This window comes from Streptomyces sp. NPDC020489, assembly GCF_044386545.1.
Classification (GTDB): Bacteria; Actinomycetota; Actinomycetes; order Streptomycetales; family Streptomycetaceae; genus Streptomyces.
Genome location: NZ_JBIRUZ010000005.1, coordinates 543,934 through 569,181, shown reverse-complemented (window position 1 = coordinate 569,181; position 25,248 = coordinate 543,934). Strand labels below are relative to the sequence as shown.

Here is a 25,248-nt window from a genome sequence, read left to right as displayed (position 1 = left end):
TCATGCTCCTTCCGTGGTGGTGCGGCTTCGTTCGATGGCTTCCGCGAGGTGCTTGATACGACGGAGCCGGGCGTCCCAGGTCGCCCCGACCGCGGCCAGTTGCCGGGCCGCGCGGGCGAGTTGGTCCTCGTCGATCCGGTAGCGCCGCTCCCGTCCGACGGGCTCGGCGTGGACCAGTCCGACACGGTCGAGGACGGCGAGGTGCTTCGCCACGGCCTGCCGGGTCACGGGCAGGCTCGCGCTGAGCGAGGTGGCGGTCCCGGGCCCGGAGGCGAGGAGCAGGTCGATCATCGTGCGCCGGGTCGGGTCGCCGATCGCGGACCACAGATCGTCGTCGAGCGGCGTGCTCACCGGGCCGACGCCAACCGTGCGCCATAGGTGCCCAGGCGGGGGATGTAGTGGTCCCACGCGCTCGCGTGCTCGCGGTACCGCTCCTCCAGCACCGCGGCCTCCCACCCCATCTCCCGGAACCCGGTCTCGGTCATCCGCACCAGGGTCCCCGTCGGGGTCGGTACGAGATCGAAGGTGACCAGCAGCGAGTCCCCGTCGCGTTCGGCGCCGGTGTGGCACCACCGGAAGGAGAACCGCTTCGGCGGGTCGACCTCGATCACGGTGAGCGCGACGGTCATGGTCTCGCCCGTCGACTCGTCCCGCCAGAAGAGTTCCCCGGGCGCCCCTTCCGCGGACTCGAACCGGGCGTCGTCCGGCCACCACTCCCGCATGTGCTCCGGCCGGCTGACGACCTCGTAGACCACCTCGGGCGAGGCGTCGACGTGGATGTCGCGCTCGATGCTCCCGTACTCCATTTCCGTTCTCCCATTCGCAACCATCGGTTGCGTTTCAGTCTATGGCGGGGTCGAGTGTTGTGCAACCATCGGTTGCAGAAGGTTGGATGTCGGCGGGAGTCAGTTCCGGTTCAGGGTGCGGGTGATCCCGGCGAGCACCGCGGTCGTGAGGATCCAGCCCGCCGCGATGAGGGCGTACGACAGCCAGGCGGCCGTACCGCCCTCCCAGTACCAGGAGGTGCGCTGGCCGAGACCGCCGATGGGGATCAGCAGGTCGAGGGTGTAGACGAAGGGGTTGAACGGCGGCACCTGGCCGGGGTCGGTCGCCTTCGGCGTGTGCGCGGCGAAGACCGTGCTGCCGAGCAGGACGAGCGCCGCGAGCCACACACCCGCGCGCCAGGACCGGTAGCCGTAACCGACGGTGGCCTCCAGGAGGTAACCCCACAGCTGGGCGGGCGGGTTCAGCGTCCTCCTGCGGTGGCGCTGCTTGGCCAGCAGGACCCGGCGGGCGTCGTCGTCATGGCCGATCTGCCGGTACCAGGCCGCCAGTTGCTCGTACGGCTGGGCCGCGTAGCCCGGATGCCGCCCTATCCACGCCAGGCGGCGGTCCACGCCGGATGCCTGGTGTTCGCCGTTCTCGTGCAGGGACCCGTAGGTGAAGCCCTGGAGCCGTAGCGTCCGCGGCCAGGCGTCCGCGCGGTCGTGGAGGGCCGTGGCCCGGGCATCCTCCAGGTCGACCACGCCGGACGGCGGTTCTGCCGGAGTGAAGACGAACCCTCCCGCCTGCATACGGGCGCAGTCCAGCGCCATATCGGCGGCGCGCAGGACGGCACCGTCGAAGGTCACGTGGTCGGAGATCTGCGTGTCCCGCAGGCTGACCGTCCCCTCGGCGGTGAATTCCTCGGCCAGGGAGAGACTGCGGATCACGGCATGATCGGCGAGCAGGGCGACCCCCTCCGGGTGGTGCAGCCGCGCCCGTTCCATGTGCAGGCCGCCGGGCAGCTGGGCCCCCAGGAGTCGTATGCCGCCGTGCACCGTGGTCCGGCGGCAGAACATCGCGCCTTCGGTGACGAGCCCGCCGGCGAGGAGAGCCCAGCCGCCGGGGTGGGAGAGGACCGCGTCGGTGAGGATCACCTCGCCGGACACGCGGGCGTTGAGCAGCTCGACCCTGCCGTCGACCACGGTGCGGCGCAGGGAGAGCCTGCCGTCCACGCGGGCCGTGCTGAGGTCGAGCCCCGGCAGTCTGCTGCCCTTGACGGAGATCGTGCGGGTGGCGGCGTCGGCCAGCCCGACACCCTGCTCGAACCAGCACCCCTCGAACCGCATCGCATGCCCGATCTCGGCCCCGCCGAGCTCCAGCGCCCCGATGATCCGCGCGCCCGCGACTCGCAGCGCCGGCACGTGCCCCGGCTCGGCCGGGATCACCCCGAGGAGGAGCGCGGCCACGACGCCCGCCCTGACGGTCCGGTCCTCGCCCCACCCGTCCCCGTGCGCGGGGTCGTCCTCCGGGCCGCCCGTACGGAAGTCCACCGTGCGGCCCTTGGGATAGGCGTCCCACAACTGTCGTTCCGGCGCGGTGAGTTCCTCGTACACGTGCACGCCGGAAGAGTAGCTGGCCGGGACGTACGTGTGACCGAGCGGGCGCGCGGTCGGCCGGGTTCGGGCCCCGGACCCTGCCGTCGGCGGCGCGCGCGGGCGCGGGATGTGTCAGGTCAGGTTGAGTCCGCCGTCCAGGATGATGACCTCGCCGGTGAGGTAGGTGCTGGCGATGACCGAGGCCACGAGCCCCGCGACGTCCGAGGGCTGGGCGGGCCGGCCCATGGGCGCCCGGTCGCGCCACAGGGCGTGGGCGTGCGCCCAGTCCTCGGTCATGGGGGTGTCGACCAGGCCCGGGGCGATGGCGTTGACCCGTACGTCGGGGGCGAGGGCGGCCGCGAGGAGGCGGGTGACGTGGTTGAGCGCGGCCTTGCTCGCCGCGTAGGGCACCGAGGAGCCCTTGGGTCGCACCCCGGCGTGGCTGGTGATGTTGACGACGCTGCCACCGCCGGGGGAGCGGCGCAGCGCGGGGAGCGCGGCCGTGCAGAGCACCCAGGGGGCGATCAGGTTGACCTCCAGCACCTGCCGCCACTCCGCGGGGGTCGCGGCGGCCAGGTCGTCGTGCGGGATGGGCCGGCTGATCCCGGCGTTGTTGACCAGCACGTCCAGCCGGCCGCAGTGGTCCAGGGTCTGCTCGACCAGGGCGCGGGCCTCGTCCTCGACCTCCAGGTCGGCCCGCACGTACACCCCGTCGAGCTCCGCCGCCAGCGCCCGGCCCGCGTCCGCGCTGCGCCGCGAATGCACGACGACCCGCATGCCGTCCGCCGCCAACCGCCGCGCCACGGCCTCCCCGATGCCCGAGGTGGAACCGGTGACCAGGGCGACGGGGCGATCCGTGGATTCAGTGCTGCTCATGTCTGCGGATCCTGCCATGTTGATCAACACCGGGGGCAGGCGGCTCCTGCGGATGCGGGCGTCGAACGGCCGCACCAGAGGTGCGGCCGTTCGTGTGTGTGGGCGGCACGACCAGTACGTACGCCCGGCCGGGGGTCACTCCCGACGGCCGCCCACGGTGACGATGCCGGTGATCTTCGAGCTGGTGGCGTTGTCGTAGACGACGTCACCGCCGGACTTCTTCCAGATCCTGAGGCGGAAGCCGTCCGGGGCATCGGTGGCGGTCACGCGGAAGACGTAGCCGCCGGTGCCGTTGACGGTCCCGGAGCCCTGGTAGACGGCCTGGGAGCCGGTCACCACGAGCCAGTCGGAGCCGGTGGAGCGGAACTTCAGCTTCGCCGGGGCGAAGTCGAAGGTCAGCTGTCCGAGGGGAACGGAGCCCCACGTCGTGTAGAAGGCGGTGAAGAAGAAGCCGGCCGTGCCGGTCAGGGTCGGCTTGGCGGGGAAGGCGCCGGCCGGCGAGGTGAGGATGCCGGTGCCGAACGCGGGTCCGGCGGCGCGGTCGTAGGCGATCAGCTCGGGCAACGTGCGGCTGTCCGAGGCGCCCTCGTCGTCGGTGAGGGTGATCACCGGGTGCCGGATGCCCGCCTTGCGGTAGGTGTGTTCGGCGCGGCAGCCGTTGGCGGTGACGGTCCCGGCGCTGGGCTGGGTGCCGTCCTTCCAGTCGACCGCGCAGGTGTGGGTGTCACGGGTGCCCGGGTCGGTGAACCCGGCGGTGACGACCACCTGCTTCCCCACCGCGACCGGGGACTTGGGACCGGTGGCGGTGGTGATGGCCGGTGCCGCGTTGGTGACCTCGACGGTGGCCGTGTCGCTGCTGCGGCCGCCGGTCAGGGTCACCTCGAAGGTGCCGTCGTCGGCGCAGGTGACCGTGGTGCTCGCGGACCCGGCGTCGGCGAAGGTGCAGGGTGCCCCCTTCGCGGCCGTCCACGTGGCCTTGCCGGCGCCGGAGAGCGTGCCGTTCAGCCGGATCGCGTCGCCCTCGGCGCCCTTGGTGTCGGGGCCGGCGTGCACGATGGTCACCGGGTCGACGCCGGTCAGCGTCGGCACGACCTTCTTGATCAGGCCGTCCGCGTCGAACTCCAGCTTGTCGATGGTGGTTTCGCGGTGGGTGCCGTCACCGCCGGGGATCGCGAAGCGGTGGTAGGCGACGTACCAGTCGTCGGTGCCCGGCACCCGGACGATCGAGTGGTGGCCGGGACCCTTGACGCCGAGGGAGAGGTCCTTCTCCAGGATCACGCCCCGCTTGGTCCACGGGCCGGTGGGCGAGGGGCCGGTGGCGTAGGCGACACGGTAGTTGGGGTCGCGCGTGTCGTTCTCCGACCATGTGAGGTAGTAGGTGCCCTGGCGCTTGATGACGAAGGTGCCCTCGTTGTAGCCGCTGGGGGTGATGTCCTTCATCCTGGTGAGGTCGAGCGAGGTCATGTCGTCGTTCAGCGGGGCCACGTAGGCGTGGCCGTTGCCCCAGTAGAGGTACGACTGGCCGTCGTCGTCGGTGAACACCGCCGGGTCGATCATCTGGCCGCTGAACTGGCCCGCCTTGAGCAGCGGTTGACCCAGCGCGTCCTTGAACGGGCCCGTCGGCGAGTCGGAGACCGCGACGCCGATGTTGGCGTCGGCGCAGAAGTAGAAGTAGTAGGTGCCGTTCTTCTCGGCGATCGTCGGCGCCCAGGCCCTGCTGTCCGCCCAGGAGACGTCGGGACCGAGGTCGAGGATGACGCCGTGGTCCTTCCAGTGGACCAGGTCGGTGGAGGAGTAGGCCTTGAACTGCGTGCCGCTCCAGCCCTCGAAGCCGTCGGTGGTCGGGTAGAGGTAGAAGGTGTCGCCGAACCGCACGATGTTCGGGTCGGCGTTGAGACCCGGCAGTACCGGGCTCTTCATGACGAGGGCCGACACCGTCCAGGTGCGCTTCTTGCCGTCGGACCCGGTCACCTCGTACGTCACCGGCTTGCTGAAGTCGTGCACGCTGCCGGAGGCGGGGCTGATCGCCGCGCCGTGGGCGAGGGTGAACTCCGGTGCCAGGGACGTGAGATCGGTGCCCTCGGTGAGCGGCAGGGTGACCTTGCCGGCGGTGGCGTCGACGATCGCGTCGACCTTCAGGTCCGGGTGCGTGGCCTTGGCGATGCCCGTGGTGTTGCCGCTGAGTTCCATGACCTCCGAGGCCGACAGGGCGCGGTCGTAGATGCGGAAGTCGTCGACGTCGCCGCCGAAGTAGGGGTCGGCGGAGTACAGGGAGCGGCCGATGTAGCCGCTGTAGTCCTTGTTCGCGTCGTACAGGTCGGACGGCCTGATGGTGGTCGTGGTGCGGGCCGCCTCGATGCCGTCGACGTAGAGGACCATCGTGCCGGTCGCCCCGTCGAGGGTGACGGTGACGTGCTCCCACTCGCCCGGGGTGAGCTGCGCGCCGCCCGTCAGCTTGGACTCCGCCGACCAACTCGCCTTGGTGATGGCCGAGTAGAGGGTGGAGCCACCGTTGGAGGGGGTGGCGAACAGGTACTTGTCGCTGTCGGGGCCGAGCCCGAACAGCCACTGGAAGCTGCTGCCGCCCTTCCACTTGGCGTACGTCGAGACGGTGACGCTGCCGGCGTCCTTCAGCACGCCGTTCGGGATCTTCACGTACGGCGAGTCCGAGGCGCCGGTCATGGCGAGCGAGCCGCCGTGCACACCGGTGCCGAAGGCGGGCGTACGGACGTAGGTGCCGTGGTAGCCGTGTCCGCTGGTGTCCCGGGCGATGTTGCCGCCGGTCTCGTCGAAGTCGTACTCCAGCAGCAGGTCGGCCGGAACGTCCGGACCCTCCTCGGAGACGGTGACCTCAGCCTGGACGGGGATCGCGGCGCCGTCGGGCAGGGTGCCGGTGACCGTGAAGACTCCGGCCTGGGCGTACGCGGATGCCGGTACGTCCGCCCAGTCGACGGAGACGGGGCGCTTGACGCCGTCGGCGTACTCGGCGATCACCGTGGCCGGCAGGACCGGCGCCTGGCCGATCCTGGTCTTCACCGAGATGTCCTCGACGCCGCTCACGATCTGGTCGGGCTGGTAGGCGCGCAGCAGCCGGTCGTACTCGGCCTGCGTGACCGGCAGGACCGTGCCGTGGCGCGGCTTGGACGGCAGGTCGTAGCCGGTGGACGGCGTCCAGGTGCCGGAGTCGAGGTCGGTCGTCTCGAAGGGGATGTAGCCGCGCCCGCCGAACTCGTCCAGGAACGCGTACCACTTGTCCTCGGTGTTGGACTTGAAGACCAGCGGCCCCTCGGCCGCGCTCATCGCGCCCTTGCCTATGCCCTCCGCGACCGCCGTCCACGACGGGTCGAGAATCGAGTGGCTCTTCTCCTCGAAGATGAACTTGCTGTTGGGCGTGGAGGAGGTGTTGTTGCGCTCGTCCTTCGACAGACGGTAGTAGGTGCCGTCGTGCTGGATCATCGTGGAGTCGATGACCGAGTAGCCGCGGTCGATCCAGACCTTGGGCTCGCTGAAGGTGTAGAAGTCACGGGTGGTCGCGTACATCATGCGGTTGTACGTGTCGCCCGAGTGGGCCTCGTTGTCGTACAGCTTCGACGCCCAGAAGACCACGTACGCGCCGAGCTTCGCGTCGTAGAAGGCCTCCGGCGCCCAGGTGTTGCCCGCGCTGTCGGGGGAGACCTTCACCAGCCGCTGGTTCGTCCAGTGCACCAGGTCGGTGGACTCCCAGACCATGATGGACTTGCTCCCGGTGCGCTGGGAGGCGTCCCAGTCGCCGTTGCCGTAGATCCTCAGGTCGGTGGCGATCTGGTAGAACTTGTCGCCCTCGGGGGAGCGGATGATGAACGGGTCGCGCAGGCCCTTCTCGCCGAGCGTGGAGGTCAGGACCGGCTTGCCGTCGTTCAACTCCCGCCACTTCAGTGGGTCGTTGCCCTTGCTGAGGGCGGCGTAGAGCTGTTCGCCGTCCGCGGTGCCCTCGCCGGTGAAATAGCTGAACATGTAGCCCTTGAGGGCTTCCTGCCGCGGGAGTTCGGGAACCTTCGCGGTGAAGGACCGGCTCGTCGTCGCGGCGCCCTTGCTGACGGTGGCGGTCAGCTCGACGGTGGCGGCGCCGTCGCCGTGCGCGGGTCGGTGGACGACGCCGGCGGCGGTGATGACGTCCGGGTCCGCGGAGGCCCAGGAGACGTCCGTGCCGTAGTCGCCGCTCGCGGGGAGGGTGAGGTTGCCGCGGACGTCGTCGAAATTGTGGACGGTGAGGGCTTCGGCGGCCCGCTCGGTGGCGGTCCGGTCGTCGAAGGCGGCCTTGACCGTGACGTCGAAGGACTTGGTGTCGGTCACGGTGCCCTTCTTCAGGGTCGCCGTGAGCGTGACGTGGGCGTCCGGTTCACCGGCGGCGGGCCGGGTCACCTCCCCGGCGTCGGTCACCACGTCGGTGTCGTCGCTGGCCCAGGTCAGGGCGGAGCCGCCCGCGGTGCCGGTCCTCGGCAGGTCCAGGTCGGCGGCGACCGCGCTGGTGTCGCCGAGGCTCAGCGCGGCCTTGTCGTCGGCGACACCCTGGGTGGCCACGGGTAGGGCGAGCAGCTCGACCTCGTCGGCGTCCAGGGCGCGGTCGTAGACGCGGAAGTCGCGCATGCGGCCCTTGAAGAGCTTGTCACCGGAGTAGACCGACCTGCCCAGGTAGTTGGCGGTCGTGGTGCCGGAGCCGATGGCGCCCGGGGTGGTGGTGACCGAGGTGTTGCGGCCGACCTCCACGCCGTCCTCGTACAGCACCCCGGTGTTCCCGGTCTGGGTGTAGGTGAGGTGCTTCCAGACCGAGCGGGTGAGGTTGTGGGAGTCGGCGGGCTTGGTGGTCTGCTCCGTGGACCAGTTGCCGGTCGCGATGGAGGTGCGCAGCGAGTTGCCGGTGGTGAAGAGGTAGCCGTTGCCGTTGCCGCCGCTGGAGTTGCCGAAGCCGTAGAGGAAGTACGGCGTGCTCTGCGTCGCGTCGATCAGGACGTCCGTGGAGACGGTGATCGAGGCCATGCCCTTCATGACGTCGTTCGGCGCCTTGACGTAGGTGTCGGAGCCGTTGAAGGCGAGCCCCTGACCGGTGTCGGACCAGTTGGCGGTGCCGACCACCGTGCCGTCACGGCCGTTGCCGGAGGCGTCGGTGACCGTGCTGCCGGAGGAGCCGTCGAGTTTGTACCAGAGGGCCAGTCCGTCGGTGACGTCCGCGGCGCCCGCCGCCTGCGCGGGGAGGACGGGCGCGAGGAGGCCCAGGAACAGCGACGCGACGGTCAGGCCGGCGAGTCGGCCCGCCCGGCGTCTCGCGCGGGTGCGCGGACGTGCGAAGTACGTCATGTGGGGATTCCCTGCTGAGGCATGGCTGACGGGGGAGCGACGGCATGGGGGAGCAGGCCGGCGACGACGGGGGTGTCCGCGGCCGTGGACTCCTCGCCGTTTCGGCTGTGTGACGTCGTGTTGCGAGAGTGTCAAACGGGGTGTGGGGCAGCGTCAAGAGTTTTCGAACAATGTCCGACAGGTCGAACGGCTTTGTCTCCTGGTCAACGGCCCGGACGCGGCGCCCCGTTGCCGGCCATCGCGCCACGAACCCGCCGCACCCCTACCGGTGCTCGTCCTGCCCCAGCTGCCGCCGGCGCTCCTCGCGGTGGAGGTACCGGCTCATAGGGTCCGCGGTCGACTGCTCCCCCGTGTCCGGGCCCTCCCCGGTGAGGGCTGGGAAGGGCTGGGTGTCCTCCAGGGGATAGGCAGAGGTGGTGCTCGCCTCGACGGGCGCTTCGGCCGGCGCCGAGGACGTGATCGTGTGCGGCAGCATGATCAACGACGTCGTGCCCGACTGCGCGCCCGAAGGCCGCAGTTGGACCCGGATGCCGTGCCGGTCGGAGAGCCGGCCGACCACGAACAGGCCCATCTGCCGGGATATGTCGGCGTCGACGGTCGGAGGATGGGCCAGCTTGTGGTTGATGGCCGCGAAGTCCTCCGCCGTCAGACCGATACCGCTGTCGTGGATCTCCACCATGACCCGTCCGTCGGGCAGCCGGCCCGCGGTGACGTACACCCTGGTCTGCGGTGAGGAGAACGTGGTGGCGTTCTCCAGGAGTTCGGCCACCAGGTGCACGAGGTCGCTCACGGCCCGGCCGTGGATCTCGGCCTCCGGGATCCCGGTCAGCTCGACGCGCTCGTACTGCTCCACCTCCGAGGCGGCGGCGCGCAGCACGTCGACCAGGGCGAGTTGCTGCATGCCGTGGTGGTTGGACTCCTCACCGGCCAAGACCAGGAGGTTCTCGCCGTTGCGGCGCATCCGGGTCGCCAGATGGTCCAGACGGAAGAGGTTCTCCAGCTGGTCCGGGTCGGCCTCGTTGTTCTCCAGGTAGGTGATCAGTGCCAGTTGGCCCTCGACGAGGGACTGGCTGCGGCGCGAGAGGTTGGTGAAGATGACGTTGATGTTGCCCCGCAGCGCCGCCTGCTCGACGGCGAGCCGCACGGCCTCCCGGTGAACCTGGTCGAAGGCGCGGGCGACCTCGCCGATCTCGTCGGTCGACGTGATGGGGATCGGCGCCACCTGCGTGTCGACGCGTCCGGGAGTGGCCCGGTTCAGCTGGGCGAGCAGTGCCGGCAGCCGCTGCTCGGCGATCTGGAGGGCCGAGCCCCGCAGCGCGCTCATCCGGCTGCTCATCGACCGCGCCACCCCGGCGGCGATCAGGAACGCGGCCAGCGCCGCACCGAGGACGACGGCCGACAGGACGATGGCGTCCCGGCGCGCGCTGTCGGCGATGTCCTCGGCGTTGGCGAGCGCGGTGTCGCTCAGATAGACCTCGACCTGCCGGTAGGCGTCGAAGGACAGGGTGGAGGCGCCGAAGAAGGAGTCGGTGGTGATGCCCTGCTCGGCAAGGTCCGCGGCGGACTTCCCCGACGCGATCTCGCTGATCATCGTCGTCATGCTCGGCGGGGCGACGTACTCCTCACCGGCCTCCTCGGCCCGCGCGGCCGCCGCGGCGACCTGTCGCTCACCCTTGGTCCTGGCCTCTGCCAGCGCCTTCTTCAACCGCGCCGTGTCCTGACCGGTCGCGGCGCCGTCGAACTCCACCAGCGCGACCCGCTGGAGATAGGCGTACGAGCGGAACGAGGCCAGCTGGGAGGCGAGTTCACCCTTCTTCAGCGCGTCACGGTCCTCGGCCAGGATGTGGGTGCCGATGGCCCGGGTCAGCGACTCGGCGGCCTGGGTCAGGGAGATGGCGTACAGGGCCCGGCCGAAGCTCGCCTGATTGCTGCTGCCGAAGCCGAGTTCGTTGGACAGCTCCATCAACGGGTGCTGGATGAGGTGGTACTGCTCCTCGGTCCGCACACCCGGCAGGGCGGACGTGAACGCGGCCTTGCGGATGCCGGCGAGCCGCTCGCCCCCGCTCTGGACCACGGCCACCCGCCGGAGCAGACGCGCGGTCTGCGGCATCCGCTCGACCGCCTTGTCGAAGGCCGCCCGGTCCTGGTCGGTGACCTTGCGTGCCTCGGCCACGACCTCGGAGCCGGTGTCGCCCTTGAGCAACGGGACGACCGAGAGATCGCGCTCGTTGATCGCGTCGCTGGCGTACTTGTTCGCCGTCTGCACCAGCTCCGCGACCCGGACCGCGTCGTCGGCGCTCCGCCAGGTGTCCACGGCGCGCGCCACCCGGAACCCGCCGAGCACGAGCGTGACGAGGACCGGGATGAGGAGGATGGCCCGCAGTCGCCGGGCCACCCGCCAGTTGCGGGTGAAGGACCAGCGCCCCGAAACCGCCGCCTCGGGCGCCGCTCGCCTTGCTTTCCTCACGTGAACGACCGACCTTTCGACGGCGGTACCTTCCTGGCGGGCCGATCAAGGCCCTTCTGAAGCGTTACGGAGAACGAGCGCTCCGTGTTCAGTCCATGACAGAGGCGAGTGGCTCGGCTGGCCTGTGGCTCAGCTGCCCGCGGCTCAGGCTCAGCTGCCCGTGGCTCAGCTGCCCCGCGGGGTCGCGGCCGAGGCCCTGCCGCTCAGTGACCCGGCGCCGGAGGCGCAGCGCGCCGGAGTCCCCGCCCCTTCGCCCCCGCCCCACCGGTTTGCGGCCTCCGCGCAGTGCGATCACCATGAGGAGCAGGTAGCCCATGGAACCCGTGCCCCCGCGCACCTGGCTGCGCGCCCTCGCCTTCGCCGTGGCAGCGCTCTGCACGGTGATCGTCACCATGGCGGCCACCGCCCGCGACACGGTGGTCTCCGCGCCCTTCTACCAGTCGGTCCTCGACGAGGAGTCGGCCTACGACCGGCTCTACGACGAGGTCCTGGTCGACCCGGGAGCGGCCGACGTGACCCGGGGTCTGCTGGCGGGGCTGCCGGTTCCCGAGGCCGTGGTCACCTCCAACGTCACGCTGGTCCTGCCGCCGGCGACCGTTCGGGAACTCGCCCACGAGCAGATCGAGAGCGTCACCGGCTACCTCGCCGGTGACCGCGACGACCTCACCCTGACCGTCGATCTGCGGCCGGTGCTGGCCAACATCAACGACCTGGTGCACATCTACTTCGGTGACCTGGTCGCCGCTGTGCAGCAGCGCCCCGAGCCGGACTTCGCGGCGTTCTCGGCCGACCTGTCCGCCGCGCTGAAGAAGGTGCGGGCGGGACAGGCCCCCGGCGCGCTGCCCGCGCTGCCGCTCACCGAGGAGCAGGCGGCGAAGGCGGCCGAGGGCGTCGTGAACACCCTGCCGGAACGGGACCGCGAAGCCCTGCGCGACGAGGTCGAGGTGGCCCTGGCCGACGGGGACGCGGCGGGCGCGCTGGCCGCCGTGGCCCCCCTGGCCGTCACCGAGCGCACCACGGACGCGACCGCCCGGCTGCGCACGCTGGTCGGGGGCACCGGCTGGAACCTGGAGAAGGTGCTGGAGACGTCCGGCAACGACCTGTCGGCCCTGCACCGGGCACGCACCGGCACGGCGGTCGGCCTCGGGATCGTGGAGGCGGTCGCCGCCGCCCTGCTCGTCGGCGCGCTCGCGGCCCTGTGGCTGACCACGTCCCCCGCGCCGGGCCGGCGGCCAATGCTGCTCGGCTGGGCCCTGGCCGCAGGCGGCGCCCTCACCGCGCTCGTCGTCGTCCTGGTGCGCGTGGTGCACGGTGACCGGCTGGTCGACCCACCGGCGAGCTGGCCGTCCGGCCTGGCCCGGCTGGTCGACGACCTCCAGCGCAGGGCCGTCGACGACATGGTGACGGCGGCCCTGTCCACGGCGCTGGTCCCGGTGGTCGCCGGCGCGCTGCTGACCGGCTTCGGCTGGGCCCTGCGGACCCGGCCCACCCTGCGGACCCCGGCGCCGTATGTGCGGATGGCGGCGGTCGGGACGAGCGCGGTGACCCTGGCCGCTCTGGTCCTGGTGCCGCTCGTCGCGAGCCCCTCCGCACCGCGCCGTTGTCAGGGCAGCGTGGCGCTGTGCGACCGGCCCTACGACGAGGTGGCGTATCTGACCTCCCACAACGCCATGTCGACCACCGTGGACCGGTTCATCGGACCGCTCCAGGACCCGGCCATAAGCACCCAGCTGGACGACGGGGTTCGTGCCCTCCAACTCGACACCTACCGCTGGGAGAAGCCCGAAGAGATCGCCGCGCGGTTGGCCGAGTCCGACTTCACCGCCGAGCAGCGGGCGTTCGTCGCGGCGGCCGTGAACAAGGTCAACCCGCCCCGCGAGGGCCTGTGGCTGTGCCACGCCGTGTGCCGCGCGGGGGCGATCGAGCTGGTCCCGGCCCTGCGGCAGATCGGCGACTGGCTGCGGGACCATCCGACCGACGTCCTGACCCTGATCGTCCAGGACGCGATCAGCGCCGAGGACACCGCCGGGGCGTTCGGCGAGGCGGGCCTCTCCGACCTGGTGTTCACCCCCGACGAGGATCCCGGGCAGCCGTGGCCGACGCTGGGTGAGATGATCGACAGCGGTCGCCGCCTGATCGTCTTCGCCGAACAGGCCGACGGCCCCGCCGCGTGGTACCGCAACTTCTACCGCTACGGCATGGAGACGCCGTTCGCGTTCCGCAGCCCCGGCGAGATGAGCTGCGTGCCCCATCGGGGCGGCACCGGCAAACGGCTCTTCCTGCTCAACCACTTCATCACCGCGGGCGGCGGCAGCAGGCTGGACGCGGGCGAGGTCAACGCCCGCCGTTACGTCCTGGACCGCGTGGAGCGCTGTGAACGCGAGCGGGGCCGACCGGTCAACTTCATCGCGGTCGACTACACGACGGTCGGTGACGCCCGGGGCGCCGTGGACGCGCTCAACGCCCGCCGGTAGAGCGCGCACCTGACTTCCGGGGGTGTGACCGGAGCCTTGACCGGTCGTCGGCGCTCCACGATGCTGTGTTGCGGTTCATGGAATCCGTGCCGCAATGAGCAACTTCGACTTCGTCTCGCAGCAGCCGAGGAGTGGCCATGTCTCACCAGGTCTGTGCTGTCGTCGCGCAAGGGAAGAACGCCCCTGTCAGCCTGGAGACGATCGTCGTGCCCGACCCGGGACCGGGTGAGGCACTGGTGCGGATCGAGGCGTGCGGGGTGTGCCACACTGATCTGCACTACAAGCAGGGCGGGATCTCTGACGACTTCCCCTTCCTGCTGGGTCATGAGGCGGCCGGGGTCGTGGAGTCGGTGGGGGAGGGGGTCACGGACGTCGCCCCGGGGGATTTCGTGATCCTCAACTGGCGTGCGGTGTGCGGTAATTGCCGGGCGTGTCTGCGGGGTCGGCCCTGGTACTGCTTCGACACCCACAATGCCGAGCAGAAGATGACTCTCGCGGCGACCGGCCAGGAACTCTCGCCCGCGCTCGGTATCGGGGCGTTCGCGGAGAAGACGCTGGTGGCGGCCGGGCAGTGCACGAAGGTGGATCCGTCGGTCGCGCCCCAGGTGGCCGGTCTGCTGGGCTGTGGGGTGATGGCCGGTATCGGTGCCGCGATCAACACGGGCAGTGTCGGGCGGGGTGACACGGTCGCGGTGATCGGCTGCGGCGGCGTGGGGGACGCGGCGGTCGCCGGTTCGCGTCTCGCGGGCGCGGCGCGGATCATCGCCGTGGACATCGACGACCGCAAACTCGACACGGCGAAGAAGGTGGGAGCGACCCACACCGTCAACTCCCGGAAGACGGACGCGGTGGAGGCGATCCGTGAACTGACCGGCGGGTTCGGGGCGGACGTCGTGATCGAGGCGGTGGGCCGTCCGGAGACGTACCGTCAGGCGTTCTACGCCCGGGACCTGGCCGGTACGGTCGTGCTGGTCGGTGTCCCGACCCCGGAGATGAAGCTGGAACTGCCGCTGCTGGACGTCTTCGGGCGGGGTGGTTCACTGAAGTCCTCCTGGTACGGCGACTGTCTGCCCTCCCGTGACTTCCCGATGCTGATCGACCTGCATCTGCAAGGCCGCCTGGATCTGGGGGCGTTCGTGACCGAGACCATCCAGCTCGACGAGGTGGAGAAGGCCTTCGAGCGGATGCACGGCGGCGACGTCCTGCGCTCGGTGGTGGTGTTCTGATGAGCGCCCGTATCGAACGCCTCGTCATCGCAGGGCAGTTCAGTCTCGGCGGCGGCACCTGGGACGTCGAGAACAACGTGCGGAGCGTCGGCGACGACCACTAAGTGATCGTCATGGGCGCCGCGCCCGAACTCGCCGAGCGCACCGGGCCACTGACCGGCCCTCCCGACCACCGTCATGAAACGCCTGATCCGCCTGTTTCCGCAGGTGATTCGGGTGTTTGAGGCTGCCCGGGGGCTGCCCCACAGCGGCTCGGCGGCTGACCGGCCGAGCGGTGCGAACGGGGCCTGGGGACGCCTTGACAACGCTTCAGAACCGCCCCCAGACTGACGTTGCGCTTACCGCAATCCGTTTCGCTATACGCACCGAGGTGTCATGATGATTCCCGCGTGCCGTCTCGCGGACCTTCCGCGAGGCGAGGCTCTCAGGCTCGACATCGACCCGCCCGTCTCGGTGTTCCACACCGATGACGGCGAGGTCCTGGCGATCGACGACACCTGCACCCACCAGGACGCCTCGCTCGCCGACGGCTGGCTGGAGGGTTGCGAGGTGGAATGCCCGCTGCACGCCTCGAAGTTCGACCTGAGGACCGGTGCCGTCGACGCCCCGCCGGCGAAGCTCCCCGTCCGGACGCACGAGGTCGTCGTAGAGGACGGCATGATCTACGTCCGGGTGTCCACGGACGCCCCCAACCTGCCGCCGTGCGTGACCGCCCGGCTCGCGGGTGGTCACGCGTGAGGACCGTGGCCGTCGTAGGCGCCTCGCTGGCCGGTCTGTCGGCGGCGCGCTGCCTGCGCAAGCAGGGTTACGACGGTCGGCTCGTCGTCATCGGCGACGAGACCCACCGGCCCTACGACCGGCCGCCGCTGTCCAAGGAGTTCCTCGCCGGCACCCTCGGCGAGGCGGACCTGGCGCTGGAGACGGACGGCGAGGATCTCCGGGCGGAATGGCTGCTGGGCACCCGGGCCACCGCACTGGACGGCGCCGAGCGCGCCGTCCGCCTCGCCGACGGCCGCGAGGTCCGCGCCGACGGTGTGGTCATCGCGACCGGCGCCGCCGCGCGCACGCTGCCGGGCGGCGAAGGGCTCGCCGGGGTGCACACCCTGCGCACCCTGGACGACGCCCGCGCCCTGCGGGACGAACTGGCCCGCGGTGGACGGCTGGTGGTGATCGGCGGCGGCTTCATCGGCGCCGAGGTCGCCTCCACGGCGTACGCCCTCGGACTGGACGTGACGGTCGTCGAGGCCGCCCCGACACCGCTCGCGGGACCGCTCGGCGAGACCATGGGCGCCGTCGTCGCCGCGCTCCACGCGGACCACGGCGTACGGCTGTTGTGCGGGACGGGTGTCAAGGGGCTGAGCGGTGAGCGGCGGGTGGACGCCGTGCTCCTGGAGGACGGGCGCGGCGTCCCGGCCGACATCGTCGTCGTCGGCGTGGGCGCGAAGCCGTGCGTGGAGTGGCTCGCGGGGTCCGGCGTCGAGCTCGACAACGGCGTCAAGTGCGCTGCCGACGGCCGCACCAGCCTCGCCGGAGTGGTCGCGGTCGGTGACTGCGCCAACTGGTACGACCCCCGTGCCGGTGCCCACCGCCGCGTGGAGCACTGGACCGGCGCCCTGGAACGTCCCGCCGTAGCCGTCGCCGCGCTGCTGGCGGGCGGCGCGGGGGAGTCGGGGGTGCCCCGGCCGCCGTACTTCTGGTCCGACCAGTACGGCGTGAAGATCCAGCTCGCCGGTCACGCCGCCGACGCCGACAGCGTGACCGTGGAGGAGGGCGCCGTGGACGGCCGTGACGTCCTGGCCGTGTACCGCCGTGCCGGGCAGCCGGTCGCCGTGCTCGGGATGAACCAGCCCCGGCTGTTCACCCGTTGGCGCAAGCAGCTCGCCGCCGCGCCGTCCTGACCCGTACCCGACGCTGCGGCCCGCCGCGGTGCCACCACCTGCGGCACGCCGTCCGACGTCGCTCTTCCCGGTGCCTGAACGACCCCTCAACGACGTTTCCCGAGGAGTGCCCCGTGACCTCGTCCAGCCTGCCGGACAGCCTGATCGCCACTCTCCCCGGGTCCGCCTACACCGATCCCGGGGTCTTCGCCCAGGAGCAGGAGCGCATCTTCGAGACCATGTGGTTCTGCGTCGCCCGCGCCTCCGAGCTGGCGAGGCCCGGCGCCTTCCGGACCGTCGACGTGGGCCGCGAGAGCGTCCTCGTCACCCGCGCCCGCGACCACTCGACACGGGCGTACCTCAACGTCTGCCGGCACCGCGGCGCCAAGCTGTGCACCGAGCGCTCCGGCGAGGTCAAGCGGGCCTTCCAGTGCCCCTATCACGCCTGGACCTACGGTTTGGACGGCAAGCTCGTCGCGGCGCCCAACCTCACCAAGATGCCCGACGTCGACCGCGCCGAGTACGGCCTGGCCGGCGTCGCCGTACGCGAATGGCTCGGCTATGTATGGGTGTGCCTCGCGGAGAACCCGCCGTCCTTCGAGGAGGACGTGATGGGGGAGGTGGCGGGCCGCCTCGGGGACCTCGAGTCGATCGAGCGCTACGACATCGACAACCTCTCGGTCGGCAGGCGGATCACGTACGACGTGAAGGCCAACTGGAAGCTCATCGTCGAGAACTTCATGGAGTGCTACCACTGCGCCACGATCCACCCCGAACTCACCGAGGTGCTCCCCGAGTTCGCCGACGGCTACGCCGCGCAGTACTACGTCGGCCACGGCGCCGCGTTCGGCGAGGACGTGCAGGGCTTCACCGTCGACGGCTCGGCGGGCCTGGACCGCATACCCGGGGTGGCTCAGGACCAGGACCGCCGCTACTACGCGATCACCGTCAAACCGCAGGTGTTCATCAACCTCGTGCCCGACCACGTCATCTTCCACCGCATGTACCCGGTGGCCGTCGACCGCACGATCGTCGAGTGCGACTGGCTGTATCTCCCGCACGTCGTCGACGGCGGCAAGGACGTCAGCCGGTCCGTGGAACTGTTCGACCGCGTCAACCGCCAGGACTTCGAGGCGTGCGAGCGTACCCAGCCCGGCATGAGTTCCCGGCTGTATGCCAAGGGGGGTGTGCTGGTGCCCAGCGAGCACCACATCGGCGCCTTCCACGACTGGGTGACCGAGCGACTGGGCGGCGCCCAGGGCCGGTTCAGCCCAGGTAGCCCATGCGGTGGCTGATCTCCTCGGCGCCCTTGAGCAGCACCGGGGCGAGTTCGTGCAGCCGCTCCTCGGTGAAGCGGTAGGAGGGCCCGGAGGCGCTCAGCGCTGCGACGACCTTGCCGTCCCGGTCGCGGATCGGGGCGGCCATGGCGTGCAGGCCGATCTCCAACTCCTCGATGGTGTAGGCGTAGCCGCGCTCGCGTGCCTCGGCGAGGTTCTTCTCCAGCTTGGTCTTCGCGGTGATGGTGTGGGGGGTGACCTTCTTCGTCCCGGTCTCCGTCAGCAGCGCGGCACGCTGCTTGGCGGGCAGGTGCGCCAGCAGGATCTTGCCGCTGGACGTGGCGTGCAGCGGGGTCAGCTGGCCGACCCAGTTGTGCGCGGTGACGGCGCCCGGGCCGCGCACCTGGTACAGGTTGATCGCGTAGTGCTCCTGCATGACGGCGATGTTCACCGTCTCGCCGATCTCCCCGGCGAGGCGCTCGCAGACCGGGCGGCCCTGCTGGGTGATGTCGATCCGTCCGGTGACCGCGCCGGCGAGCCGGACGATACCGAAGCCGAGCCGGTACTTGCCGCGCTCGCCCGCCTGCTCCACCAGACCGCGTGCCTCCAGGGCGCCGAGCAGCCGGAACGCGGTGGACTTGTGAACGTCGATCTCGGCGGCCACCTCGCTGACGCCCGCCTCGCCACGCTGGGCCAGGATCTCCAGGACGCTGATGGCGCGGTCGACCGACTGCACTCCGCCGGACTGCGAAGGTGACGTTTCGGGGTCTTGGCTGTGGTTGCTCACAGCAAAACTATACGCGTAGTAAACAACGCGGCCGTATGAAACGCCGTGGAAACGAAGACCTGCAAGGTTGCGCGGTTCGCAACCTGGTGCGTATCGCGGGACCGGTACTAGCATGCCTCGCGTATCTCCGGCGCGAGTGAGACGAGGGACCATGGCTCCTCTGCACTACGACTTCGTCATCGTCGGCGGTGGGTCGGCCGGCAGCGCACTGGCGAACCGGCTCTCCGCGGACCCGGCCAACCGGGTCCTGGTCCTGGAGGCCGGCCGCTCCGACTACCCGTGGGACGTCTTCATCCACATGCCCGCGGCGCTGACCTACCCGATCGGCAACCGCTTCTACGACTGGAAGTACGAGTCGGAGCCCGAGCCCCACATGGGCGGCCGGCGCATCTACCACGCCCGCGGCAAGGTGCTCGGCGGCTCCAGCAGCATCAACGGCATGATCTTCCAGCGCGGCAACCCCATGGACTACGAGCGCTGGGCGGCCGACCCCGGCATGGAGCGCTGGGACTACGCGCACTGCCTGCCCTACTTCCGGCGGATGGAGAACTGCCTCGCGGCCGACCCCGACGACGAGTTCCGCGGCCACGACGGCCCCCTCGTCCTGGAGCGCGGCCCCGCCACCAACCCGCTCTTCACCGCCTTCCAGAAGGCCACCGAGGAGGCCGGTTACGCCCCCACCGACGACGTCAACGGCTACCAGCAGGAGGGCTTCGCCAAGTTCGACCGCAACGTCCATCGCGGCCGGCGCCTGTCCGCCTCCAAGGCCTACCTCAAGCCCGCGATGAAGCGGCCGAACCTCACGGTCACCACCCGCGCCCTGGTCACCCGCGTCCTGTTCGAGGGCAAGCGCGCCGTCGGCGTCGAGTACCGGCGCGGCCGCGGCGCCCCGCGCCAGGTGCGCGCCAAGGAGGTCATCCTCTGCGGCGGCGCCATCAACTCCCCCCAGCTGCTCCAGCTTTCGGGTGTCGGCAACGCCAAGGAGCTCGGCGCGCTCGGCGTCGACGTGGTGCACGACCTGCCGGGCGTCGGCGAGAACATGCAGGACCACCTCGAGGTCTACGTCCAGTACGCCTGCAAGAAGCCTGTGTCCATGCAGCCGTACATGGCCAAGTGGCGCGCGCCCTTCATCGGGCTGCAATGGCTCTTCCGCAAGGGGCCCGCCGCCACCAACCACTTCGAGGCCGGCGGCTTCGCCCGCAGCAACGACGAGGTGGACTATCCCAACCTGATGTTCCACTTCCTGCCGGTGGCGGTCCGCTACGACGGCTCCTCACCGGCCGGCGGCCACGGCTACCAGGTGCACGTGGGCCCCATGTGCTCCGACGCCGTCGGCTCGGTGAAGATCAGAAGCAGGGACCCGCGTGAACACCCGGCGCTGCGCTTCAACTACCTCTCCACCGAACAGGATCGCCGCGAGTGGGTCGAGGCGATCCGGGTCGCCCGCAGGCTCCTCAACCAGCCCGCGCTCGCCCCGTACAACGGCGGGGAACTCTCGCCCGGCCCGCAGGTGGACAGCGACGAGGAGATCCTCGCCTGGGTGGCGCAGGAGGGCGAGACCGCCCTGCACCCGTCCTGCACCTGCAAGATGGGCACCGACGACATGGCCGTCGTCGACCCGGCCGACCTGCGGGTGCACGGGGTCGAGGGCCTGCGCGTGGTGGACGCCTCGGTCATGCCGTACGTCACCAACGGCAACATCTACGCACCGGTGATGATGATCGCCGAGAAGGCCGCCGACCTGATCCTCGGCAAGGAGCCGCTCGTGCCGTCGAAGGCCGCGTACTACCGCCACCGCGACGCCCGGCAGGCCGGGTAGCCCGGACGACGCCGAGCCGGGTGCGGGCCCGAATCGGTAACGCAGGGTTTTCACACCGGCGTTCGGATCGGAGACGTCGAAGTGGACCCTCATGAAGAAGGGACCCGCCTCTTGACGCCGGTCCGTGGCGTTCGCCATGGTGTTCCACCACAAGCAAAAGAATGCATGATGCGCAACGCATTCCGGCTGAAGGGCTCGGCGCGTGGCAGATCTGTACGTGGGTGGCGCGTGGCGGGATCCGGTCGCCGGAGGCCGCCGGGAGATCCGCTGCCCCGCGGACGGCACGCTGAGCGCGACCGTATCGGAAGGAACCCGCGCCGACACCGAGGCGGCGATCGCCGCCGCCCGCCGCGCCTTCGACGAGGGCCCCTGGCCGCGCACCCCCGAACGGACGCGCGGCGCACTGCTGTTGCGCACCGCCGACCTGATCGAACGCGACGCCAAGGACTTCGCCCGCGCCGAGTCGCTGGACACCGGCAAGCGGCTCGTGGAGAGCGAGTACGACATCGCCGACGTCGTCGCCTGCCTGCGCCACTACGGCGGACTCGGCGGCACCGACGCAGGACGCGTCATCGACACCGGCCGGGACGACGCCGTCAGCCGCGTCGTGTACGAACCCGTCGGTGTCTGCGCACTGATCACCCCCTGGAACTACCCGCTGCTGCAAGCCAGTTGGAAGGTCGCCCCGGCCCTCCTCGCCGGCAACACGGTCGTGCTGAAACCCAGCGAACTCACCCCCTCCACCTCCATCCTGCTGATGCGGGCGTTGGAGGAGGCCGGACTGCCCGCGGGCGCCGCCAACCTCGTCCTGGGCGCCGGCCCCGAGGTGGGCGCCCCGCTCTCCGAGCATCCGGGCGTCGACATGGTCTCCTTCACCGGCGGCCTGGAGACCGGCAGACGCGTCATGGCGGCCGCCGCCGCGACCGTGAAGAAGGTCGCGCTGGAACTCGGCGGCAAGAACCCCAACGTCGTGTTCGCCGACGCCGACTTCGAGACGGCCGTGGACTTCGCCCTCACGGCCGTCTTCCTGCACTCCGGGCAGGTCTGCTCGGCCGGCGCCCGGCTCATCGTCCAGGACCCGCTGCACGACGCCTTCGTCGACGAGGTCGTCCGCCGCGCCCAACTGATCCGCCTCGGCGGTCCCTTCGACCCCGAGGCCGACACCGGCGCCCTGATATCCGCCGGGCACCTGGCGAAGGTCGAGGCCTGTGTCGCGGCGGGGATCGCCGAGGGCGCCGTCCTGCGCTGCGGCGGCGAACGCCCCACCGAACCCGCCCTCGCGGACGGCCACTACTACCCGCCGACCGTGCTCGACGAGTGCCGGCAGGACATGCGCGTGGTGCACGAGGAGTCCTTCGGCCCCGTGCTCACCGTGGAGCGCTTCACCGACGAGGACGACGCCGTACGCATCGCCAACGACACCGAGTACGGACTCGCCGGGGCCGTGTGGACCCAGGACGCGGGCAGGGCCCAGCGGGTCGCCCGGCGGCTCCGGCACGGCACGGTGTGGATCAACGACTACCACCCCTATGTGCCGCAGGCGGAATGGGGTGGCTTCGGGCATTCGGGCGTGGGCCGGGAGCTGGGACCGACCGGCCTCGACGAGTACCGCGAGCCCAAGCACATCTGGCAGAACATCCAACCCCGGCCGCAGCACTGGTTCCGCGGCTGAACGCCGAAGAGAGGTCGCTCGTGACCCCACCACAGACCGAGATGCCGCAGCGGCGCGGCACGCCCCAGGACGCGGACGGCACGCCGGTCATCTCCGTGCGCGGGCTGTGGAAGGTGTTCGGGCCCAAGGCCGAGAGGGTGCCGGAGTCGGAGGAACTGTGCGGCCTGACCCGCCGCGAACTGATGGACCGCACCGGCTGCACCGCCGCGGTGCGCGACGTGGACTTCGACGTCCGGCAGGGCGAGGTGTTCGTCGTCATGGGGCTGTCCGGCTCCGGCAAGTCCACGCTGGTGCGATGTCTGACCCGGCTGATCGAACCCACCGCCGGCGAGATCGTGTTCGAGGGCGAGAACATCCGCGAGGCGGACGCCCGACGCCTGCGCGAGCTGCGCCGCAGCAAGTTCTCCATGGTCTTCCAGCACTTCGGGCTGCTGCCGCACCGCCGGGTCGTCGACAACGTGGCCTTCGGACTGGAGATCCGCGGCATGAGCCGCGCCGAGCGCGGCAAACGGGCCTTGGACGTCGTGGAGTTGGTGGGGCTGTCCGGCTACGAGAACTCCTACCCCGACCAGCTCTCCGGCGGTATGCAGCAACGCGTGGGTCTCGCCCGGGCGCTGGCCGGCGACCCGGACGTGCTCTTCTTCGACGAGCCCTTCTCCGCGCTCGACCCGTTGATCCGGCGCGACATGCAGAGCGAGGTCATCCGCCTGCACCGCGAGGTCGGCAAGACGATGGTGTTCATCACCCACGACCTCTCCGAGGCCCTCAAGCTGGGTGACCGCATCCTCATCATGCGCGACGGCAGGACGGTGCAGTGCGGCACCGGCGACGAGCTGGTCGGGGCCCCCGCCGACGACTACGTTCGCGAGTTCGTCAAGGACGTCCCGCGCGGTGACGTGCTCACCCTGCGCTGGATCATGCGCCCGCCGGCGGACGGCGACGCGCTGGACGGCCCCGAGCTGGGCCCCGACGTCGTGGTGAAGGAGGCCACCCGCGCGGTCCTTGCGGCCGACAGGCCGGTCAAGGTCGTCGAGGACGGCGAACTGCTGGGCATCGTCGGCGACGAGGAGATCCTCGCGGTGGTCGCCGGGGAGGGCGGTGCGTGATGGCCGTCGCCCTGGAGAAGACGGCGTCGCCGGCGGGCGTACGGCAGATCAGCCGGCGCGCGGTGGTCGCGGCGATCCTGGTCGCCTGGCTGGTGCTCTTCGCCCTTCTGCGCGGCAGGCAGACGCTGACCCTGGCCGCGGCCGACCTCACCGACCTGCACCGGTGGTTCAACGACGTCAACGACTCCATCGGCGCGAACCGCGACTCCAACCCGCTCTTCCTGTACTTCTTCAACGAGATCCGGCTGGCCATCGACACCCTGGTCACCTTCGTCCAGGAGCTGATCTCCCAGCCCGCCGCGGGCCGCCCCGTGCCGCAGATCGGCTGGCTCGGCGTCGTCGGGATCGTCGGCTACGTCTCCTGGGCCGTCGGCAACTGGCGGGCCGCCCTGCTGGCCGTCGCGGGTTTCACCTTCCTCGGCCTGCAAGGCCTGTGGCAGGAGAGCATGGACACCCTCGCGCTCACCGTCTCCGCGGTCCTGGTGGCGCTGCTGTTCGCGATCCCGCTGGGCGTGTGGGCGGGGCTGTCCGACCGGGTCGACCGGATCATGACGCCCTTCCTGGACTTCATGCAGACGATGCCGACCTTCGTCTATCTCGCCCCGCTGACCCTGTTCTTCCTCATCGGCGGCGCCTCCGCGACCATCGCCACCGTCGTCTACGCCGCCCCACCCGCGATCCGCATCACCGCGCACGCCATCCGGACCGTGCCCGAGGCCACCGTCGAGGCCGCTGACTCCCTGGGCGCGACCCGGCGGCAGACGCTGCTGAAGGTCCTGCTGCCGATGTCCAAGCGGACCGTGGTGATGGGCGTCAACCAGTCGATCATGGCGGCCCTCGCCATGGTGACCATCGCCGCCCTCATCGACGCGCCCGGTCTCGGCAAGACCGTCATCCAGGCCCTTCAGTCGCTCGACGTCGGCACCGCCTTCAACGCGGGCCTCGCCATCGTCGTCATGGCGATCGTCCTGGACCGGGTCACCACCGCGGCCGGCGCCCGCCAGGACACGGCCCGGCGAGCGGGTGGCCGGTCGCTGAAGTGGCGGCGCCCGCTGCTGGGCGTGGGCGGTGTCGTCGCGGCGGTCCTGGTCTCTCTGTCGCACACCTATGTGTGGGCGGCCGAGTTCCCCGGGGACGGCGACCTCGGCAGCTCCCTCGCGAGCGGGGCCGACACCGCGACCACCTGGACGCAGGACCACGTGTCGGGCCTGACCAACGCCTTCCGTGACGCCCTCACCAACGGCCTGCTCAACCCGTTCCAGTCACTGTTCACCGACTCGCCGTGGTGGCTCGTCGCGGCGGTGCTGATCGCGCTCGGCACGGTCCTCGGCGGCTGGCGCGCCGGCGTCACCACGGCGGTCTGTGCGGGCCTGCTCGTCGGCACCGGTCTCTGGTCGGACGCCATGACGACCATGGCCTCGACGCTGGTGGCCACCGTGCTGGTCATGGTGCTCGGCGTGGTCGTCGGGGTGTGGATGGGGCGCAGCGTGCTCGCCGACCGGCTGGTGCGGCCCACCCTGGACGCCGCGCAGGTCATGCCGCCGTTCGTCTACCTGGTGCCGTTCCTGGCGCTGTTCGGCGCGACCCGGTTCACGGCCATCGTCGCCGCGGTCGTGTACGCCGCCCCGGTCGCCATCAAGATCATCGCGGATGGGGTGCGGTCGGTACCGGCGGCCACCGTCGAGGCGGCCACTTCGGCGGGCTGCACCACCTGGCAGATCATCACCAAGGTCCAGCTGCCGATGGCCCGCAGCGCCCTGACGCTCGCCACCAACCAGGGCCTGATCTATGTGCTGTCGATGGTGGTGGTGGGCGGCCTGGTCGGCGCGGGCGCCCTCGGCTACGACGTCGTGGCCGGCTTCTCGCAGGGCCAGCTGTACGGGAAGGGTCTGGCGGCGGGCCTCGCCATCGTCCTTCTCGGCGTCATGTTCGACCGGATCACTCAGGCAGCGGCGCGACGCGTGAGCGCCTAA

General features: G+C 70.8%; 16 protein-coding genes and 1 pseudogene. 10 read left to right on the top strand and 7 right to left on the bottom strand.

The genetic code is table 11. The features are described from left to right. The 6 genes from ACH41F_RS16505 to ACH41F_RS16480 all read right to left on the bottom strand — a co-directional run bounded on the left by ACH41F_RS16505 (position 1) and on the right by ACH41F_RS16480 (position 11,037). Entirely contained in the window at positions 1-351 is a 351-nt protein-coding gene (locus tag ACH41F_RS16505) for an ArsR/SmtB family transcription factor (RefSeq protein WP_398836169.1), read from the bottom strand. Beyond that, positions 348-806, bottom strand: coding sequence for an SRPBCC domain-containing protein (locus tag ACH41F_RS16500; RefSeq protein ID WP_398836167.1), 459 nt, complete (start codon positions 804-806; stop codon positions 348-350). The genes ACH41F_RS16505 and ACH41F_RS16500 overlap by 4 nt, the downstream gene beginning before the upstream one ends. Positions 807-905: 99 nt before the next feature. Further along, positions 906-2,384: an oxidoreductase gene (locus ACH41F_RS16495; protein ID WP_398836164.1), complete on the bottom strand. Its 1,479-nt coding sequence runs from the start codon at positions 2,382-2,384 to the stop codon at positions 906-908. Between the two features lie 108 nt (positions 2,385-2,492). Further along, positions 2,493-3,236: an SDR family oxidoreductase gene (locus ACH41F_RS16490; RefSeq protein ID WP_391230765.1), complete on the bottom strand. Its 744-nt coding sequence runs from the start codon at positions 3,234-3,236 to the stop codon at positions 2,493-2,495. 135 nt (positions 3,237-3,371) lie between these two features. Further along, on the bottom strand, positions 3,372-8,570 hold the full coding sequence (locus tag ACH41F_RS16485; protein ID WP_398836161.1) for a family 43 glycosylhydrolase: 5,199 nt from the start codon (positions 8,568-8,570) through the stop codon (positions 3,372-3,374). Between the two features lie 262 nt (positions 8,571-8,832). Continuing rightward, positions 8,833-11,037, bottom strand: a complete 2,205-nt coding sequence (locus ACH41F_RS16480) for a nitrate- and nitrite sensing domain-containing protein (RefSeq protein WP_398836158.1) — start codon at positions 11,035-11,037, stop codon at positions 8,833-8,835. A gap of 314 nt (positions 11,038-11,351) precedes the next feature. Here ACH41F_RS16480 and ACH41F_RS16475 point away from each other — a divergent pair, with 314 nt between their 5' ends. The 6 genes and pseudogenes from ACH41F_RS16475 (at position 11,352) to ACH41F_RS16450 (ending at position 17,909) form a co-directional block, all read left to right on the top strand. Beyond that, entirely contained in the window at positions 11,352-13,511 is a 2,160-nt protein-coding gene (locus ACH41F_RS16475) for a hypothetical protein (protein WP_398836156.1), read from the top strand. Between the two features lie 137 nt (positions 13,512-13,648). Next, complete coding sequence (locus ACH41F_RS16470; RefSeq protein ID WP_398836153.1) at positions 13,649-14,737, top strand: S-(hydroxymethyl)mycothiol dehydrogenase; 1,089 nt, start codon at positions 13,649-13,651, stop codon at positions 14,735-14,737. After that, a pseudogene (locus ACH41F_RS16465) lies at positions 14,737-14,838 on the top strand (MBL fold metallo-hydrolase); the annotation flags it as partial. The gene ACH41F_RS16470 and the pseudogene ACH41F_RS16465, both read left to right, overlap by 1 nt. Before the next feature lie 274 nt (positions 14,839-15,112). Beyond that, on the top strand, positions 15,113-15,475 hold the full coding sequence (locus ACH41F_RS16460) for a bifunctional 3-phenylpropionate/cinnamic acid dioxygenase ferredoxin subunit (RefSeq protein ID WP_391230770.1): 363 nt from the start codon (positions 15,113-15,115) through the stop codon (positions 15,473-15,475). Continuing rightward, the gene (locus ACH41F_RS16455) at positions 15,472-16,635 is read left to right on the top strand and encodes an NAD(P)/FAD-dependent oxidoreductase (protein ID WP_398836150.1); all 1,164 of its coding nucleotides are present in this window, start codon (positions 15,472-15,474) and stop codon (positions 16,633-16,635) included. The genes ACH41F_RS16460 and ACH41F_RS16455 overlap by 4 nt, the downstream gene beginning before the upstream one ends. Before the next feature lie 113 nt (positions 16,636-16,748). Further along, positions 16,749-17,909 carry an aromatic ring-hydroxylating dioxygenase subunit alpha gene (locus ACH41F_RS16450; protein ID WP_398836148.1) on the top strand — a complete coding sequence of 387 codons (1,161 nt, stop codon included), beginning with the start codon at positions 16,749-16,751 and terminating at the stop codon, positions 17,907-17,909. Here the strand turns inward: ACH41F_RS16450 and ACH41F_RS16445 are convergent. Further along, entirely contained in the window at positions 17,881-18,627 is a 747-nt protein-coding gene (locus ACH41F_RS16445; protein WP_391231524.1) for an IclR family transcriptional regulator C-terminal domain-containing protein, read from the bottom strand. The two genes, ACH41F_RS16450 and ACH41F_RS16445, sit on opposite strands and share 29 nt — an antisense overlap. A 202-nt stretch (positions 18,628-18,829) precedes the next feature. Here ACH41F_RS16445 and betA point away from each other — a divergent pair, with 202 nt between their 5' ends. From betA to ACH41F_RS16425, 4 genes are all read left to right on the top strand, one after another. Continuing rightward, positions 18,830-20,497, top strand: a complete 1,668-nt coding sequence (betA, locus tag ACH41F_RS16440) for a choline dehydrogenase (protein WP_398836145.1) — start codon at positions 18,830-18,832, stop codon at positions 20,495-20,497. A 202-nt stretch (positions 20,498-20,699) separates the two neighbouring features. Then, positions 20,700-22,169, top strand: a complete 1,470-nt coding sequence (locus tag ACH41F_RS16435; protein WP_398836142.1) for an aldehyde dehydrogenase family protein — start codon at positions 20,700-20,702, stop codon at positions 22,167-22,169. Between the two features lie 20 nt (positions 22,170-22,189). Continuing rightward, positions 22,190-23,275, top strand: a complete 1,086-nt coding sequence (locus tag ACH41F_RS16430; protein WP_391230776.1) for a betaine/proline/choline family ABC transporter ATP-binding protein — start codon at positions 22,190-22,192, stop codon at positions 23,273-23,275. After that, on the top strand, positions 23,275-25,248 hold the full coding sequence (locus ACH41F_RS16425) for an ABC transporter permease (RefSeq protein ID WP_398836140.1): 1,974 nt from the start codon (positions 23,275-23,277) through the stop codon (positions 25,246-25,248). Before ACH41F_RS16430 ends, ACH41F_RS16425 begins: the two co-directional genes overlap by 1 nt.

Coding starts and splice junctions, on each gene's coding strand:
- ACH41F_RS16475 (WP_398836156.1), top strand. CDS start 11,352: ATGGAACCCGTGCCCCCGCGCACCTGGCTGCGCGCCCTCGCCTTCGCC.
- ACH41F_RS16470 (WP_398836153.1), top strand. CDS start 13,649: ATGTCTCACCAGGTCTGTGCTGTCGTCGCGCAAGGGAAGAACGCCCCT.
- ACH41F_RS16485 (WP_398836161.1), bottom strand. CDS start 8,570: ATGACGTACTTCGCACGTCCGCGCACCCGCGCGAGACGCCGGGCGGGC.
- ACH41F_RS16500 (WP_398836167.1), bottom strand. CDS start 806: ATGGAGTACGGGAGCATCGAGCGCGACATCCACGTCGACGCCTCGCCC.
- ACH41F_RS16460 (WP_391230770.1), top strand. CDS start 15,113: ATGATGATTCCCGCGTGCCGTCTCGCGGACCTTCCGCGAGGCGAGGCT.
- ACH41F_RS16425 (WP_398836140.1), top strand. CDS start 23,275: ATGGCCGTCGCCCTGGAGAAGACGGCGTCGCCGGCGGGCGTACGGCAG.
- betA (WP_398836145.1), top strand. CDS start 18,830: ATGGCTCCTCTGCACTACGACTTCGTCATCGTCGGCGGTGGGTCGGCC.
- ACH41F_RS16490 (WP_391230765.1), bottom strand. CDS start 3,236: ATGAGCAGCACTGAATCCACGGATCGCCCCGTCGCCCTGGTCACCGGT.